10 protein-coding genes are annotated in these 17,740 nt (G+C 56.2%); 6 read left to right on the top strand and 4 right to left on the bottom strand.

Annotation, left to right across the window (positions count from 1 at the left end; genetic code table 11):
* Window positions 1-77: 77 nt before the first annotated feature.
* From L6R21_27260 to L6R21_27245, 4 genes are all read right to left on the bottom strand, one after another.
* Window positions 78-1,616, bottom strand: a complete 1,539-nt coding sequence (locus tag L6R21_27260) for a sigma-54-dependent Fis family transcriptional regulator (GenBank protein MCK6562906.1) — start codon at window positions 1,614-1,616, stop codon at window positions 78-80.
* Window position 1,617: 1 nt separating this feature from the next.
* Window positions 1,618-3,939 (bottom strand): protein kinase, encoded by a 2,322-nt coding sequence (locus tag L6R21_27255; GenBank protein MCK6562905.1) that lies wholly within the window; start codon window positions 3,937-3,939, stop codon window positions 1,618-1,620.
* Window positions 3,940-4,309: 370 nt separating this feature from the next.
* Entirely contained in the window at window positions 4,310-10,492 is a 6,183-nt protein-coding gene (locus L6R21_27250) for an alpha/beta fold hydrolase (protein MCK6562904.1), read from the bottom strand.
* A 13-nt stretch (window positions 10,493-10,505) separates the two neighbouring features.
* Entirely contained in the window at window positions 10,506-11,018 is a 513-nt protein-coding gene (locus tag L6R21_27245; GenBank protein MCK6562903.1) for a hypothetical protein, read from the bottom strand.
* A gap of 88 nt (window positions 11,019-11,106) precedes the next feature.
* On the opposite strand from L6R21_27245, the gene L6R21_27240 reads away from it, so the two are divergent.
* The 6 genes from L6R21_27240 to L6R21_27215 all read left to right on the top strand — a co-directional run bounded on the left by L6R21_27240 (window position 11,107) and on the right by L6R21_27215 (window position 17,667).
* A complete protein-coding gene (locus L6R21_27240) occupies window positions 11,107-11,406 on the top strand; it encodes a UPF0175 family protein (protein ID MCK6562902.1) in 300 nt (99 codons plus the stop codon).
* Window positions 11,403-11,774, top strand: coding sequence for a DUF3368 domain-containing protein (locus L6R21_27235; protein MCK6562901.1), 372 nt, complete (start codon window positions 11,403-11,405; stop codon window positions 11,772-11,774). Before L6R21_27240 ends, L6R21_27235 begins: the two co-directional genes overlap by 4 nt.
* 1,156 nt (window positions 11,775-12,930) lie before the next feature.
* Window positions 12,931-13,215 carry a calcium-binding protein gene (locus L6R21_27230; protein ID MCK6562900.1) on the top strand — a complete coding sequence of 95 codons (285 nt, stop codon included), beginning with the start codon at window positions 12,931-12,933 and terminating at the stop codon, window positions 13,213-13,215.
* Between the two features lie 419 nt (window positions 13,216-13,634).
* Complete coding sequence (locus tag L6R21_27225; protein MCK6562899.1) at window positions 13,635-13,823, top strand: class I SAM-dependent methyltransferase; 189 nt, start codon at window positions 13,635-13,637, stop codon at window positions 13,821-13,823.
* Between the two features lie 52 nt (window positions 13,824-13,875).
* Entirely contained in the window at window positions 13,876-16,989 is a 3,114-nt protein-coding gene (locus tag L6R21_27220; protein ID MCK6562898.1) for a histidine kinase, read from the top strand.
* A gap of 33 nt (window positions 16,990-17,022) precedes the next feature.
* Window positions 17,023-17,667 carry a response regulator transcription factor gene (locus L6R21_27215; GenBank protein ID MCK6562897.1) on the top strand — a complete coding sequence of 215 codons (645 nt, stop codon included), beginning with the start codon at window positions 17,023-17,025 and terminating at the stop codon, window positions 17,665-17,667.
* Window positions 17,668-17,740: the final 73 nt, after the last annotated feature.

The raw sequence follows: 17,740 nt of genomic DNA, 5'->3' as shown, positions 1-17,740 counted from the left end.
ATTTTAGAAATGCCGCGTTGGCAGAAGTTTCATCGCATTCGGAGATTTTTCCGAATCAACTCGGAAGCTTTTCCGAATTATGGCTTCTTAACCCCAAACTTCTGCATTTTGTACCGCACGCTCTTCTCATCCACCTCAAGCTCGCGCGCGGCGGCAGATTGGTTCCAATCATGTTTCATCAAGGCCTCGAGCAGAATCATTTTCTCATACGCATCTTTCATGGTTTTGACGCCTGGCGAAGGCTTGCCTTGCTGCAGCGTCGCCTCGCCGTCGAGATTTGGCGGCCGGATTTCTGCCGGCAACAGTTCGGGCGCAATCAACTCGTTTTTCGGCTCGGAAAGAATGACCATGCGCTCGACGACGTTCTCCAGCTCACGCACATTGCCGGGCCAGGCGTAATTTTCAAGATAGGCCACGGTTTCAGCTTTGAAGCCTTTGAGGGGCCGATTATGCTTCTCTGCGGCTTTCTTGAGAAAGTGATTCGCGAGGAGGGCGATATCCGCTTTGCGCTCGCGTAGCGACGGCAAGGCGACGTTGACGACGTTGAGGCGATAAAAAAGGTCCTGGCGAAATTTTCCGGCTTCGACCTGCACGCGCAGATTCACGCTCGCTGCGGCGATGAGGCGCACGTCGACTTTTTTCACCTGCGTGGAACCAACCGGGCGGATTTCTCCCTCCTGAATCGCGCGCAGAAATTTGGCTTGCACGTCGAGCGGCATGTTGACGATTTCATCCAAGAACAACGTGCCGCGATGCGCTTCTTCAAACAAGCCTTTTTTATCGCGCAGCGCGCCGGTAAACGCGCCTTTCACGTACCCGAACAATTCGCTTTCCATGAGATTGGCCGGCAGTGCGCCGCAGTCGACAGCCACGAATGGTCCATCTTGGCGCGGCCCGCCGTAATGAATCACGCGCGCAATCAACTCTTTGCCGGTGCCGCTTTCACCTTCGAGCAAAACGCGGCCCTCGGTGGGAATGATTCTTTCCAGCAGCGCAAACAGCGCCTGCATTTTCTGGCTGTGGCCGATGATGCCGTGAAACTGATATTTGTCGCGAATCTCCTGGCGCAGGCGATCGGCCTCGGCAAACACGGCTTCATGCAATTTGGCATTGGCAATGAACTGCGCACATTGCGAAGCCAGAATCTTCATCAGCCGCAGCTCGCGCTCGCCGAATTTTTTATTTTGATCGAGCGAAAGCAGATTGATGACGCCGATGATTTCCCCGCGCCATTCCAGCGGAGCGCTCAGCGCGGAAGTGATGGACTGATACTTCCCTTTGATCTGCTTCGCGCCAAACGTCGCCGCCAAATCGCCGGTTACTTGCGGCGCTTTGTGATCGAGCGCCCATCCGGACAGCAACGTATTGAGGGAATGATCGAGCAATTCACCCTCGGCTTGATTCTGCCGAATAAGCGTCTTGGCAATCTCCTGGCTCTCCGGGTCGAAGAGCATGATCGCGCCCTGCTGCGCGTTGCACAGGCTCAATGCGGCTTCGATAAGCTGCCGTAAAATGACATCGACGTCGAGCGAGGAGCCGAGGCTTTGCAGGACGCTGATGAGTTTTTCATAATCTTCGAGTTGTTGATGGAGGTTCTGGGTGTCGTTGGGAGTCATGCTAATTTTTCACTCCGACCTTATCAAGTATTGCCGCCAGCCGCGGATCAGACTGCTGATAGTAAGAATAGGAAAAAACTTTGTCCCAGAGAAGATAGATGCAGCGTTGCTCATAAGCCGCTGCAAACCATGGCAATGCTTCATCTTTTTCGCCCAACGCATAATGTATCATGAAAAGGAAATAAGGTGGGACATAACCTTTCTCAGCGCGTCGCTTTAATTCAAACAAAATTTTCCGGGATTCATCGACCTTTCCCTGCCGCGCATAACAACGGCCGAGGTTTGCCAAGCTCTCTGAGAATTCGCCTTCAAGCGCGCTGGCCTTCTCATATTCCGCGCAGGCTTTGACAACTTCTCCCATTCTATTATAAACTCCTGCCAACATCAGGCGCGCAAACCAGAAGTTGGGATCCAATTCGAGCGCGTTGTTGAGCTGCGTCATGGCAAGATCATTTTGGCCCGTCATGCTCAAAATCCATCCCCAATACGTGTTGCTTTCGGGCGAGAGGGGTTCGATCTCATACGCGCGTTTTGCAGTGGCAAGGGCTTCGTCCAACCGCCCCGTCGCCACCAAGTACTGCGCATAATATTGGTACGTCGTGGCATAATTCGGATTAAGCTGAAGCGCGCGCTTAAATTCGCGTTCTGCGGCGGGCCAATCCCAGTCATAAAAAAAATAGACCGCGCCGAGTGAAGCGTGCGCCTCCGCGAGCGTTTCGTCCAATGTCAAAGCCTTCAGCGCGGCGGCTTTGGCCTGCGGCAGAGCCTCGCGCGGAGATAGCAGCCATTCAAACGCAGCGATATAACAGTAGGCAAGCCCGTCGTAAGCGAGCGCGTAGTTTGGATCTTTCTCGAGGGCTTGATGAAGATACGCGAAACCTTTCTCGAAGCTCTCTTTCTTGTATTTCGCCGCGTAATAACGGCCTTTAAGATAGAGCTGATGCGCTTCAAAGTTTTGCGTGTAGCGTTTGGTCGCGCGCTGCTTTTCTGCCTCGCTTATATGGGGCTGCAATTTTTTCGAAAGCGCCGCGGTGATGTCATCTTGCAATCCCAAAAGCTCGGTGAGCTTGCGATCATATTGTTCGCCCCAAATGTGATGATTGTCCTCCGTATCGACCAGCTCAGCGCTGATGGACAATGTTTCGCCGCGTGGCGTGACACGCCCGACGAGCACGGCCTGCACCTCAAGCTCGCGCCCAATCTCTTGTACATTCTTATCTTTTCCTCTGTAACGCGACACCACGCTGAACGACATTACTTTGAGGCGGGGCAACTGTGAGAGGCTGCGAATCAGACTCTCGCTGATGCCGTCGGAAAGATATTCAGCTTCGGGATCGGCGCCGGTATTGACGAAAGGCAGAACGGCGACGGAGTCAATCGCCTCGTGTTGCGGCAGGAAGCGAGAGAGACCGAACGCCAACAGCAAAATCAGCAAGCCGGCGATTCCCGCGTAAAGATAAGCGCGGTTTCTCTTGGTGGCGTGCCGCGAAGCCGTTTGGCGTTTTTCCACTTGACCGGCTTCGCGTTGCTGTTTGAGAATTTCAAGCTCATCAAGCATGTCCTCGGCGCGCTGATACCGTTCCTCCGCGTTTTTGGCCATGGCGCGATTGATCACTTGCTCCAACGGCGCGGGAGTTTCATGGCGCCATTCGGTCACGGGCGTCGGCTCTTTGGTGAGAATCCCGTAGATCACTGCCGGCTCCTTTTCTCCTTTGAAAGGCAATTGGCCGGTGAGCATTTCATACATCAAGACGCCCAGCGACCAAATATCGGTGCGATGGTCGGTGTCTTCGCCGCGCGCTTGCTCGGGCGACATATAAGCCGCCGTGCCCTTTGTCGCGCCCTCTTTGGTGAGCCGCGTGTGTCCGGTTAATTTGGCCAAACCGAAATCAACGATCTTGGCGATGCCCTCTTTCGTGATGATCACGTTTTCCGGCTTGAGATCGCGGTGCACGATGCCGTGTGCATGCGCCTTCGCCAGACCCTGCGCGATTTGCATGGCGATGCCGATCACCTCGGCTATCGTCATGGCGAAAGGGGAAGGGCGATGAGCGATGGGCGCGCCTTGCTCTTCGCCTCTCGCCTCTCGCGCCTTCAGTGTTTCGCCGTCGTAATACGCCATCGCAATGAACATCTGCCCATCTTTCGTTTCAGCGATTTCATAAATCGTGCAGATGTTGGGATGGTCCAGCGCCGAAGCAGCTTTGGCTTCGCGAATGAAGCGCTGCTTCTCTTCCTCGTTTCCGGAAAGATGCGGCGGCAAAAATTTGAGCGCGACAAAGCGGTCGAGCTTGAGATCTTGCGCCTTGTACACGACGCCCATGCCGCCCTGGCCCAATTTCTCTGAAATTCTATAGTGTGAAACGGTTTCGCCGATCATTGAATCGCCCAGACATTGACTCGAGGCCAAAGGGTAATCACTTTCCCCAGAAATGCAAGGACAATTTTGAACCTTCGGTATCACCTCAGTAACGGATTGATAGCAAAGACACCTTGTCTCAGATAGGGTGATTGCGCTGCGATTCTCCACCGCTAAACCAGGCATGACAACCGTCGTGGTACAATCCATTCATGCCAAAACAATAAGACGATTCCCGGGCATGAGATCACCTTCCTCGTGCCGCTTGAGCGATGAATGAAAAGCGAAAACCGAAAAGCGAAGGGTGCGCCTTCACCCTCTTCCTTTGATTCCATTACTGCATCAACACCAGCTTGCGCGTCGCCGAGAAATCTCCGGCCTGAATGCGATAGACGTAGACGCCGCTGGGCACAACCTGAGTACGATCATCCTTGCCGTCCCACTTCACTGAAGCGTAACCGGCCGTCATGTCTTCGTCAACCAGAGTCCGGACTTTCTGGCCCAGCAGATTGTAGATTTGTAGCAGCACATGGACCGGTCGAGGCAGGCCGAACGCGATCGTCGTTTCCGGATTGAAAGGATTCGGATAGTTCTGGCCGAGCGAAAACTGCGATGGAATCGAAGGCGAGCTTGCCACCTCTGTGCCCTGCCAGCGCAATCGGCGCGGCTCCTGGCCGGTGGGTCCGGCATAGGTCGCCAGGCTGTCAGGATCAACGGCTTTCAGTCGCCAGAAAATTTCGCCGGCGCCGGCCGGCCGAATGAAGCGCAATTGCGTCGCGGGTGCGCTGATCGCGGCGCGATACACACTCGAGAAGGTCCGCTTCAGACTCCATTCCAACACATAACGCAAGCTATCAAAGGGATCGGGGTCTGCGCTCGCCTGCCACGCAAACATTACCGTGTCGGAAGGGGAGAGGTAATCCGGCGGCGGCGCCATGATCGCAAACGCGGCCGGTGGCTCGCGGAGCGCATTCACCCAAAAAGTCTGCACGCCGGACCACGGAGAAACGGCGCCTTCGTCATCACTCGCTTGCACCCGCCAACTGTAGCGCGCATTCTCGCGCAAATCCTGCGTGGGAGGATAGAATGTCACGCCCGGATTCGTTTGCACCGTGATTCCCACGTCGTTGTTGAACTCGCCGTCATCGTCTGCCTGCAGACGATAGCGCAAAACCTCGGCGCCATCACTCGGATCAGGATCATCAGCCGCCTGCCAGGAAATCGTCGGCCGCGCGGTGCGCACTTCCACATCGCCGGCGGGCGTGAAGCCGGTTGCCACGGCTTGCGGCGCGGTGTTGGTCTTGTTCATGAAAAAGCGCGCCGTGCCGCTCGCAAAGGCCGACACTGCGTTTTGCAGATCACGCGCGCGCACCCGCCAATTATAAATCACATCATCCTGCAGATTGGTAAAACCGGCGAGGCGATCCAACCGCACCGCCAGCACATTTTGCCCCGCCAGGGTGAGGCCTGCCTTGGCGGACTCTGCAATCACTGTGATGCGCGAGCTGTCGATATTGTCCTCCACCAGCTCTGGCGAGAGGAAATTGGCGTTGTTGTCGATTTCCAGACGATAAACGATCTGGTCGAAGGGATTGGGATCGACGCTGGCCTGCCAGATCAGCAAATCATTGCCGCGCATTTCCTCGCCGGCGAGCGGCCGCAGCGGCAGTGGCGTCGAGGGGGGATAGTTGACGCTGCTGCCGGAATCGACGATCGCGAAGAAACTGTCCGAGACATCGAAACGTTCGTTGCCGGCGGCATCACGAGCCGTCGCTTTCAAAAGGCAGCGCGAGGAGAGTGGCCCCGCCACCGTCCACGCATATTCCTCTTGCTGGCCGGTGAAAGAGGTGAGTGGCTGAAAAGTCTGGCCGCCGTCCCGGGTGAGCGAAACAGCGACTTGGGTGACGGCGAGGTTGTCACGGGCATACCAGCGCAGGGTCACGGCGCTGCCGGCGAGCAGCGTCTCACCGCCATTGGGAAACAGCACGGATATTTGCGGCGCCTCGCTGTCTCCAGCAGGATTGAACGGTTGAAAAATGACCTCGCCTTTGGAAGCGTTGTCGGACTTGTCATAAATCTCCTGCGCAATGGCAGCGACGGTGGAGCCGTCCCAAGTGTTGTTCCGGGCAAAGATCGTTGCGCTGCCGTCATTGAACACGGCATAACGGTCGGCAGCAATATTGAAATCAAGAAGAGAATTGTTGCCCGGGCTCGAATAAGCGCCTCCGCCCAGATCCGGCGAAGCATTGCCGTTCGCGTAAATCCCGTGCCAGCGCACCTGCCGCATCTTGACATGGTGGATTTTCTGGCTGGTGTTTTCAAAGCGCAATACCGCGTCCGAACTGCGGAATCCGGCTCCAGCACCATACCAAAACTCACAGTGGGCCACTTCGCTGACACCGGGGAGGCTCTCGGATTGAAATACGATGCCGCCCCAGTCGCCGGCAACGCCGTTGCTGACACCATCGTTATTGCTGTCGCCCGCGAGGCGATCATCACGAAAGGAGGTGAAAACGATCGGCGCCGAGGGTGTCCCCACGGCCGTCAGGCGGCCCTTAATGAAAATGTCCGTTTCGCCATAGCACTTCAATAACGTGCCGGGCGCGATGGTGAGGCCGGCGGAGGCTTCGATGCCGTAATCGCCGGAGAGCAGATAGGGCACAGCAGTCTGGTCGAGAACGATGCTCGATGCATAAGAACCATCGACAACCCGGATGCCATTACTGGCGTTTTGTGAGAAACGAAGGTTCTCGAAAACCGGATTCACCAGCGCGGAAACTTGCATGGTCCATCCGAGGTTGTGAATGCCGCCGGCGCCGCCATAGCGAAACTGGCAATGCCGCAGGCGGCAGTCCCTGGAGGTGGCACTGTTGCTAAACGATATGCCGCCCCACCGGCTGGCCACCCCTTGACTGTTGCCGTTGTTGTTGCTGTCACCCAACAGGGAATCATCCGCGAGTGAAGTGAAAATGATTGGCGCGGCGGCCGTGCCTTCGGCCAGCAAGCCGCCGTTGATGTGGATATCGGATCCTTCGCTGAGCTTAATCACACAGCCGGGATCGATGGTCAATTTAGCGCCGGCGGCAACCGAGAGATCGCCGAGCTGCACGTAAGGAGTCTGGCCGGGGAAACGCAGCCGCGCGTCGCGGTCATAGTTGGTCGCGAGGATGGTGATGCCGTTGGTGGTGCAATTGCCGAAGGTCAAATTGGCGAAGGTCACCTCGGCGCGCATGTCCAGCAGCAGCGGACTTCCCGTTTCATTGAAACCACTGCTGCCACCAAAATGGAATTCGGTAAAACTCATGCTGCTGCCTTTGGCGTCGACCTCGATGGAGACGCCGCCCCACTCGCCCGCGCTGCCGGCGGTTTCGCCGTCATTGCCGGTATCGCCGCCGCGGCTGTCATCATTGATGGAAGTGAAGCGGACCGGATTGCCGGCCACGCCCTGGCAAATCAGCCCGCCGTTGATGCGGAGGTCACTGCCGTTAGCCATCTTGAAGAGCGTGCCGGCGGCGATGGTCAACACCGCCGGCTTCTCCACTTTGAGATCGCCACGAATCAGATATGGCACTGCGGTTTGGTCGAGCCGAATGTTCGTGTTGTATACGCCCTTCACCACTTCGATACCGTTGTAACGACAGTCACTGAAGCGCAGGGATTTGAAGGTGGGATTGGCGCGCGCATCGAGGCGAACGGGCACCTCCAAGTCGCCGTAGGCGATGCGCGCGGCGAATTTGATGTCACAGTATTGCATCGTGCAATTGCCGTCATCAACAGTGTCCCTGAATTCAATGCCGCCCCAGTCGCCCACGCTGCCGGCACCGGCGCCGTTGCCGTCAGTGTCGCCGTCGAGGGCATCGTCGCGAATCGAGGTAAAAACGATGCGCTGTGCGGGCGTGCCATTCGCAATGAGTCCGCCCTCGACAAGGATGTTGGCGCCCTCGGTTAGCTTGAGGTGCGCGCCGGGCGCGATGGTCATCACCGCGCTACGGCTGATGTAGATCTCATCCACGATCAAAGGCAAAGCCGTCACGTTCAGGGTGAAATTGTTGTCGTATCTGCCCGAAACGACTTTGACGCCATTCCGGCGGCAGTCACGAATGGTGCAAGCGGTGATCTGCGGTTCGGCGTAACCGCTGATTTCGAGCACATCATAATTGGTGTTGAGACTGACTTGGCCGCCGTAGGAGAAATCACAGTAACTCAGGCTGCTCCGCAGCACGCCTGGTGGCTGATTGATGACCAGACCACGCCAGGCCCCGACGTAGGGATTGGCTGCAGAGGAAGTGAAATTGATGTGCTGGCTGGCGGTGCCATTGGCCAGAAGCGTGCCATTGATTCTCATATCTGCGCTGCTGTTGAACATCACGGTGACGCCGGGTTCCATTGTCAGCGTGATTCCAGGTCTGACATCGATATCGCCAGTCACCTGATATGGACTATTCGCCAGGGTCCATGTGGTGTTGGTCGTGATCGTGCCGGAAACCAAAGTCGGGTTGCTGTAAACCGAAACCGTCGTCGTTCCAGGAGCCAGTCCCGGCGAGGAAGCCTGAATGGTCACCAAGCCCGGCGTGGTGGTGGATCGCAGCGTGATCGTGGCCACGCCGTTCACCGCGTTGATTGGGTTGGGCCCCACCAGTGTGGCGGAGGCCGCGCCGGAGGTGAGGGTGAAGGTGATGGGGTTGGTGGCGGACGTCAATTGATTGCCATCGCTGTCGAGAATCCTGACACTGAGCTGGGTCGTTGCGGAATTGTTGGCAGGAATCGCAGCACTGCTGGCGCTCAGCGCGAGTTGTGCTGCCGCGCCCAAACTGCGGACGGAAAGAGACACCGGCGTTTGCCAGGAAACCTCCGTCGCCAGCGTCTCGATTCTGAGATAGTAGCGGCCGGCTTGGGAGAAATTCCGGCGCCAGAGCACATAGTCCTGTCCCGCCTGGGACTTCACCGAGTCAATGGCGGTGGTGGGATCCCCTCCGGCATACAACCACATGCGAGCAGCGCCTGAGGCCGTGAAGAAAGGAAAGTCTCGCAGGGTGATGTCCTTTTCACCCGCGGACGCGAGATTGAGCACAAACCAATCGCGATCACGAATGCCGCCGCGCGGCTGTGGCGCGGAAATGAAATGCTGCGTGGTTCCGGGCACAATCTCATAAGCGTGCGGATAAGTATCCGGCTCGTCGAGCGCCTTGATCACCTCGGCGACTTCATGCGTTTCCCAGGTGTCCGGTTTGGTGAATGGGATTTTCGTGAAGCCTTCAGAGTGCCATGCCGCAATGGGAGGATCAGTCATTTTCCAAGTGTAGCTGCCGCGATAATAGCCGTTCGACAAATCGAGCCACTGCCGGCTGACCAGCACCACGCCGTCATTCGGCGCCTCGACTGCAATGCGCCGGGCTTGCTTGTCCTTCGTGGCAATCGCCGTCTCGTCGCGCGCCTTTCCCACCAGAAAGAAGTATTCAAAATCGTTTGGCAGCGGCCCCTGGTTCAGGCCCCGAATGGCATCCCCTTCGGTGCCGTTGGCATTGATGTCGCGATTGATGAATTTGCCCGCCGGCACCCCGTTTTCATTTCCACCGAAAAGAAAAATGCCGTTATCCCGTGTGTCAGGCACGCCCGGGGCGGCGAGGTCGCGCGTGTGCTCGAAATCATACCAGTAGGCCAGATCCCGCACGGCTTCACTTCTCGCATCGATTGAATTGACGAACAACTGCACGGCCTCGTCAAAATAGATATCTTCCTTGATGGCGCCCAGGTTAGGCGTGCCGATGGTCACGATTTTGGCCACGTCGCCTGCCGAGAAATTCTGGGCATAATATCTCGCGGCCAGACCGCCCATGCTGTGCCCGACCAAAACAACTTTGGTCTTGTGAGTCGCCGCTTTGATCGCGTCAATCGCCAGTTTCAGACCCCAACCTTGTTTGGCAATCGCCGCCTGATTGCTTTGATTCGAGAGAATAAAGATCAAGCTGCCTTCGCCGTGGCTGCGCAGGGCGCTATTGTACAAACCGCGCAAGACCACCAGGCGGTCGCTGCCCACGCTTTCCATCCGCAGGTATTCGTCATCGATGCGAATGATGTCACCGGCACGGAAAGGTTCCAACAGGGTAGGAAGAACTTCGGCCTCAAAAGCATTCATCGCAGAGGATAGAGTCGTGATGTTGTCACCATCCCGGGCAACCCGCGTGTTGGTGGCATCTACATCAAAATTGATCAGATAAAAATCTGCAGCCGGTACGTTGGTGGTGAAGAGATGCACGTCTTTCTCTTTGGCATCCGAGGTGTTCAAGTGATTGCGGTAGTAATCCAGGGTCACGTGAACGACCCCGCCATTCCTCCAACCATAACTTTGCAGTTGCTGCGCAACGCCGCCGGCCTCCGTCCAAGTGGCATAGCTGGCATTGAGACCGTGAATGAGAATGATCGGATAGGGCGGCTGCTGGGCCTGAAGTTTTGGTGCAAGGTGTAACAGCGCTGACAGCAGCAAGGTGGCGATCAATTGCCAGGTGATTGGCCTCATGGCATGTTCTCCCTCATAAAAGCACCCACGGCCTTTTGTTTAACTTCGCCGTGCGCCGCGCATGGCGATGAGTCGATACTATGAAATTCGCAATCATTTCCTGGTTGAAGTATTGAGCAGCACCTGACACACGTGCTGACGCGGGATGCAATCGCCGGCCCTGGCGCGCGAATTGGCGCTCGCGTGCTAGAAAGGATTTGGTGCGGGAATGGTGTGAAGAGTTGCCCGCAAAACAAAACGGATCGAACATGATCAAGCGCCCCATGCAGATGAGCGTCGGCGGAGGAGGCCACAAGCAGCCCCCAAGAATGACGACGAAAATTTGCAAAACTTGAAGCAAGAAGCAAGGTGATTCTCTATAGTCGGCACGGTTTCTTTGGTCATACCGCCGGGAGCATCGAAGATCAATGGGCCTTTTCAAGCAGCGCCAGATCTGCCGGCCCGGCCACTCGCGCTGGCGCCCGGAGAATTTTGCGTTTGTTTTGGATGACAAATTTCCTAATCTTTGCTCGATTTTCAGCATCATTCTCCACGCCAACTCGCTTTGAATCAGGACAGAAGTTCTACTTCGTTCCAAGAATCGTTCCTCGGCACCGCGTGCACGGAGATGAAATATGAATACAATCACACTGGAATTGAAGCTCCCTGAGGAAATCTACCTGGCGCTGCAATCAGCGGGTTTGAGTCGGGATGATTTGGGCACCCACGCCGCGCATGACCTGGCGGCGCAGTTGTACGCCGAAGGCCGGCTCTCGTTTGGGAAGGCAGCAAAACTGGCAATTCTGTCGCAACAGGCATTCTGGGCCATGTTGAGCCTGCGCGGTCTGCCCGTTTTCAACTATACCGATGACGATTATGAAGCTGACCTCGAGGCCATCGGTCGTTTTGCAGACCGGAAGCACGGGGCAAGATGATTATCGTCTCCGACACGACTCCGCTGATTGGGCTGGCGATCTTGAGGCGCATCGAGCTGCTGCGCGTGCTGTTCAGTGAGGTCTATCTGCCGCGCGGTGTCTATGAGGAGATTGCGGTCAAGGGTATTGGTCGAGTTGGCTCGCGGGAAATAACCGAAGCAGTAGAGGCGGGATGGAGGCATGTCGAAGATGCCGCAGATGGCGCGACGCTCGCGACACTGAAGATCGATCTCGATGAGGGAGAGGCGGAAGCAATTGCGTTGGCGCTCACCAGAGATGCGGCTCTCTTGCTCATGGATGAGCGCAAGGGAAGAGCGAAAGCGACGTCGCTCGGGCGCATGTTGTGGGAACCATGGGTGTACTGTTAATGGCGAGTGCGCAAGGCATCGTCATCGATTTAGCGGCAGACCTGAAGACCCTGCGGTCCAATGGTTTCCGAATAAGCGACGGTCTCTTGGAGCGCATACTAAAGGAGAGCCAAACGCGGTGAGCATAATCTCGAGTGAACCGCACGCCTGACGCTGCAACGGCGCTGACTATCTTGTTTCGTCCTCCAAAACAAGGGCTTGCGCGCGAAAGGGCCGCTTCGCCGTTGGGCTCATAACCCAAAGGTCGCGGGTTCAAATCCCGCCCCCGCAACCAAGCCAAGTGCATGATTTTGATCAGAAAGGGAATCCCCGCGATTCCCTTTTTCTTTTTGTGGCCGGGACAGAGATGGACAAGTTTGTACACCTTTTGGCGCTGGAATGACGCTCCCGGAGCCTGGGCCAGGATTCTCTGACTCGGTGGGCGTGGATTCCTTGCCCTGCAAGTCGACAGCTTGCTGATGGGAGCGGTTCCGCCCAGTTTGTTTTCACCCCCGAACTTGTTCCACTGCCCGGTGTCCATTGCCGGCCGTTCCGTGCGACTCTTAACAACTCCCGCCAGTCGTGGTTGTTCTTTTCATAAGTATTTCGTGTAAGACCCTTTGCGACGACCGCGTGACTCCCGATACCCTGACTGCAGGGCCCGAGGAATCTTGCTGGGCCGCCTCGCTTTCTCCGCGCGCTCCAACCGTCGCAAATGAGGCGTCGTGAAGGCTGGAAGATGTGCCTCCGCCAACCAACTTGTTGCGCCTCGAAGAGTGTTGCGCTGCCAGCCGGAATCCCGTTTCCACCGGCAGACCGGTTTTCCTCGAACTTCGCCCACCGTAAACGCGGGAGTGCCAGAGAAACCCATTTTCTTCATTTGCATCCAGGAATCTGGCTTGCTTCTTTCTTTGTGCCTTTGCATCTTCACACCAATGTAGTTGGACGACCGCATGATGCCGCTGTCTGGAAGGCTAGCGGAATGCACGAGACCGGCAGAGACAATCGCAGTTCAAGGGGTATCTCCATGAAAAAGACTTCCCAAAAGAAGACTCACAAGAAACGCGACCGGATCGTCACCTCTACTCTCACCGAGAGGTTAGCAAAGGACGACCGACGCGAAAAACGCATCATGATGGAAATCATCGTTGATGCCTACGGTCCCGAAGAACAGGCGATGGGGTGGTATTACTACCTCGATGAGAAATTGCAGTTTCCTTTTTTGGCCAGGTGCATCTCCGAAAGAGCCATTTCACCACTTCGCAAAGGTGATGAGATTGAAATTGTCGGCATGGCCCCTGAAAGCGAGTGTCAGCACGAGATGTTTGTGACAACACCTTGGGATGGCCGTACCCTGGCTATTCCGCTCGCGCAGATCCAAGTTATTGCCATGGCCAATACGGATACGAAGGAAGCCGTTGCGGACTGGCACTACTGGCTCGCTCAAGGCTACGAGCTGTAGAACGAAGTCGAGTGCTTTTTTGCTGTTCCCATGAGTTCAAGGTACAATGAGTATTTGCTGTTGGTGAGCTGTGCCGGGCAGTCTGAGCGCTCATGCCGTGCGGTAAGCTCCAGGCTGGGAGGCAATGTCGCGAGCCGGCTTCAACCCCGTCAGACTTTGTCTCCGCGACGCAGCACGGTAATTTTGCCCTGAGACGGCCTCTTTGTGCCGAAGCACTTCGGCGTCTTACTATCCCGCCAATGGAAGTCCATGCGGAGACGTGAATAGCCCGAATCGCTCTTTCGCGTTGAGCGTGGCATTATTGAGAAGTGGAGACGATTTCTGTCAGTGGTATCCGGGCAGGAGGGCATGGGTGACAGGCAGAAGTTCGCACCACAAAGGAATGCCTCCCTCAAGCGGGCTTATGGCAGAAAGACGAAATGATGATCGCCAAAGATAATGCCTGGAAGGGCTTGCATGTCGGTTGCGGGATCGGCGTTGGTTCCGTCTTCATCGGCAAGCGTTACGGCTGTCAGGTCGTGGGCCTCGATATATCAGAGAAATGGTCTGGAAACACTGGCTCAGTCAAAGCCGCGCGAACCGATCCGCCGCTTTCATTCAGCAAGTAACTCTGAGAGGTGAATCACACGGCTCTCCAGTATTGGAGTTGGTGAGGACACAATGCACGCGCGAAGAGGCCTCATTTCCAAGCTCGGCGTCAGTCTGTTCTTGAACTTCCTCTGGCAGACTCCCGCGATTCTTCGCGCCCAGACAGACGATCTGCGTTTTGATCACCTCTCGGTTGAGCAGGGGCTTTCCAATTTCTCCATCACTGCGATCGCGCAAGATCACCACGGCTTTCTGTGGATAGGCACGGAAGACGGGCTGAACAGATACGACGGCTACGAATTCACGGTCTACAAACCGGAACCAGGTAACGAGCAGTCGCTGCCCAATTCATTTGTCACGAGTCTCTGCGTTGATCGCCATGGCAACCTCTGGATCGGAATGGAAGACGGTGTGCGACGCTACGATCCAGATACTGATGGTTTCGTTCTTCCCACAGTCGCAGGCGACAGCACGACCAACCTCTCCGACAAATACGTCACGGCGATCGTCGAAGATCACCTCGGCACGCTGTGGAATGCGACCGGAGAGGGCCTTTATCAGTACGATCAAGAGAAGCGTGCGCTTGTCCATTTCCGGCATGATCCCCGTGACTCAATCTCAATTGCCAGTGACGGCGTGTACTCCGTCTTTGAAGACCGCGCAGGGGGTCTGTGGATTGGGACAGCCGTGGGAGTTGATCGCTACGATCGCCGGAGCAACAGCTTCACGCAATTGCGCTGTGATGGCCCTCATCTCAGTCATTTGAGCGACCACAAGACTCTTTGTATCGCCGAAGACCGTCACGGGACGGTGTGGTTCGGGATGGCGTCCGGGCTGCATCGATTTGATCGCCGCGCCAACGCCATCGTGCCCTATCACCCTGATCCTCAGCATGCCTCACGCGACCTCGTTTTTGACATCTATGACGACAGCCGGGGACAGCTCTGGATTGGGACCTTTCATCACGGACTGTGGCGCTACGATGCGGCGACCGGTGGCTTTTCCCGCTTTCAGCATGACGTGCAGAAGCCCCGTTCGCTGAGTCAGGACCGCGTCACTGCAATCTTCGAAGATCGCTCCGGCCTGCTGTGGATCGGCGTCTATCGCGGCGGGTTGAATCGCTTTGAGCGCCGGCACGCGGAATTTCGCCACTACAAGCTCGACTACGATGTCTCCGCCATCCTTGAAGACCGAAAAAGTGATCTCTGGTTGGGGACGGAATATGCTGGTCTATTCCGGCAAAGTCGAGCGGATCGCCAGCGTGGCCGCTGGGTTCGCTATGGGCATGATCCGGCAGATTCCCAGAGTCTCAGTAACGATCAAGTCAGGGTGATTTGTGAAGATCGGCAAGGTCACATTTGGATTGGCACAGCGGAGGGATTGAATCGGTATTCTGGCGCAGATGACTTCATTCGATACTATCACGAGTTGCGCAACGATCAATTTGTCACCAACAAAGTCATCTATGAAGACCAGGAGGGGACATTGTGGGTTGGCACGCTGGAGCGCGGCTTGAGTCGACTGGATCGCGAGAAAGGGAGATTTACTTATTATCCCTTGAATGAACAAACGGGTGAGCATTATGAGGTCAGAAGCATCATCTCAGGCGGTAAGAATGATCTCTGGGTCGGGACGTTTGGCGCCGGCCTCCATCGCTTTGACAAGACATCGAACACATTCGTCCGCTATCAACATAACGACGAGGCTCCCTATGCGGGCCGCATGAACGCTATTTACAGCGTCCATGCCGATGCCAGCGGATTTGTTTGGGCCGGCACGTTCGGCGCCGGACTGAACTGCTACGATCGCCGCACCGGGCATTTCAACTACTACACCGAGCGCGATGGTCTGGCGAACAACTACGTGAAGGCCATTCTGCCCGATGCGGCCGGCAATCTCTGGCTGAGTACAGACCGGGGCCTGTCACGTTTCAACCCGCAGAAGGGGAGGTTCACGAACTATACAGTCGATGATGGACTGCTCAGCAACGTCTTTCTTGCGGGCGCCGCCTTTCGCAGCCCAGATGGCCGGCTGTTCATCGGAGGTGAAAAGGGGTGCATTTCATTTCATCCTGACAGCATCCAAGACAATCTGCAACCTCCACCGGTCGTCATCACCCGTTTCAAAGTGTTCGAGCGCACAATGCCGTTGCCCAAAGCCCTCGTCTCCCTTGATAGAATCCGGCTTTCCTATCGGCAGAGTTTCTTCTCCTTCGAATTCGCGGCCCTGGACTTTGCTGCGCCGGCGCGCAACAAATACGCCTATAAGCTGGAAGGGTTCGATCCCAAGTGGGTGCAGGCGGGTGACAGACGCTACGCCAGTTACACGAACGTCGATCCCGGAGAATATATCTTTCGCGTCAAAGCGGCGAACCATGACGAGATCTGGAACGAAGAGGGCGTTGCTCTTCGCATCATCATCACGCCGCCGTTTTGGAAAACCTGGTGGTTTACCGTCCTGCTCTGGGGGAGCATCGTATTGCTGGCGGGCGGTAGCGTGTGGTACACCAAAGTCAGAAAACTGCGTGAGAGAATAAGAGCCTTGGAACGAGTGCAGGCGCTGGAGCGGGAACGGCTGCGCATTTCGCAGGATATGCACGACGAGGTCGGCGCCAGTCTCTCGGAAATCGCCATTCTCACAGAGTTGGCGCAGCGGGGTCTGGCGAAGCCGCATCCGGCAGAAAATCACCTGAACAAGATTTCCGAGCGCGCGCGGGAGGTGATTGACAACATTGGTGAAATCATTTGGGCGCTCAACCCCAAGTATGATCTGCTCGACGACCTGGCTGCCTATCTGCGGCATTATGCCGGACGTTACCTGAGCATGGCCGGCCTCAGCTACCGTTGTGACTTTCCCGAGAAGCTTCCCAGTTTCCATCTGACCGCGGAGGCCCGTCGCAGTCTGTTTCTGGTCTTCAAAGAGGCCTTGCACAATATCGTCAAACATGCTGCTGCCACGGAAGTGGTACTGCGCCTTACCGGCACGCCGCTGGAACTGGAGCTGGTCATTTGTGACAACGGCCGGGGTTTTGCAGTGGATCAGCCTCAATTTTTTGGCAACGGCTTGGAAAGCATGAAGAAACGCATCACAGACCTGCAAGGAACGTTTCGTATTCAATCTCAGTCTCCGGGAGGTACTCAAATTTGCGTCGTGCTGCCGGTCAGTATACCGCATTTGAAGTATTGACATTCCCCCAGGGCTTTTGTATTCTTGCACGGCATGAATGAAAACGAACAAACAGCGATCAAAGTCGCCATCGTCGAAGACAATCGTGAGATTCGCGAAGGGCTGGCTATTTTTATCGGCAGCTCAACGGGTTATGTTTGTACAGCGACCTACGGAGATGCCGAGAACGCCCTCGAGCATCTGCCCGACGATCCTCCGGATGTCGTGTTAATGGACATTCGCCTGCCCAAGATGTCGGGCATTGAATGCGTGGTCCGTTTGAAGGAGCAACTGCCGGAGCTGCAGATCATGATGCTGACCATGTACGAGGATGATGAGCTGATTTTCAAGTCGCTGGTGGCCGGGGCTACCGGTTATGTGCTCAAGAAGACCCCGCCTGCTGAATTGTTGGATGCGATCCGCAATCTCCACAACGGCGGTTCGCCGATATCGAGCCAAATCGCCCGCAAGGTCGTGCAGGCCTTCCAACAGAGCGGCCGGCCCCTGCGGGAGGCTGAAGCTCTGACCCCGCGCGAGAGCGAAATTCTCTCCTACCTGGCCAAAGGATATCATGATAAGGATATTGCCAACACGCTCTTTGTGAGTCTGGAGACGGTTCGCACGCACGTCCGTAACATCTACAAAAAGCTCCATGTTCGATCCCGTACCGAAGCTGTTTTGAAGTACCTCGGCCGCTAGCCCAACTTCCGCAGTTGCTGGATCTAAATTTAGTATTTTCAATAGAAGGGGTCAAAAAGTCTTCACTACAACT

The organism is bacterium, assembly GCA_023150945.1.
Lineage (GTDB): Bacteria > Zhuqueibacterota > Zhuqueibacteria > Zhuqueibacterales > Zhuqueibacteraceae > Coneutiohabitans.
This window is presented reverse-complemented; position numbering and strand designations above follow the sequence as displayed.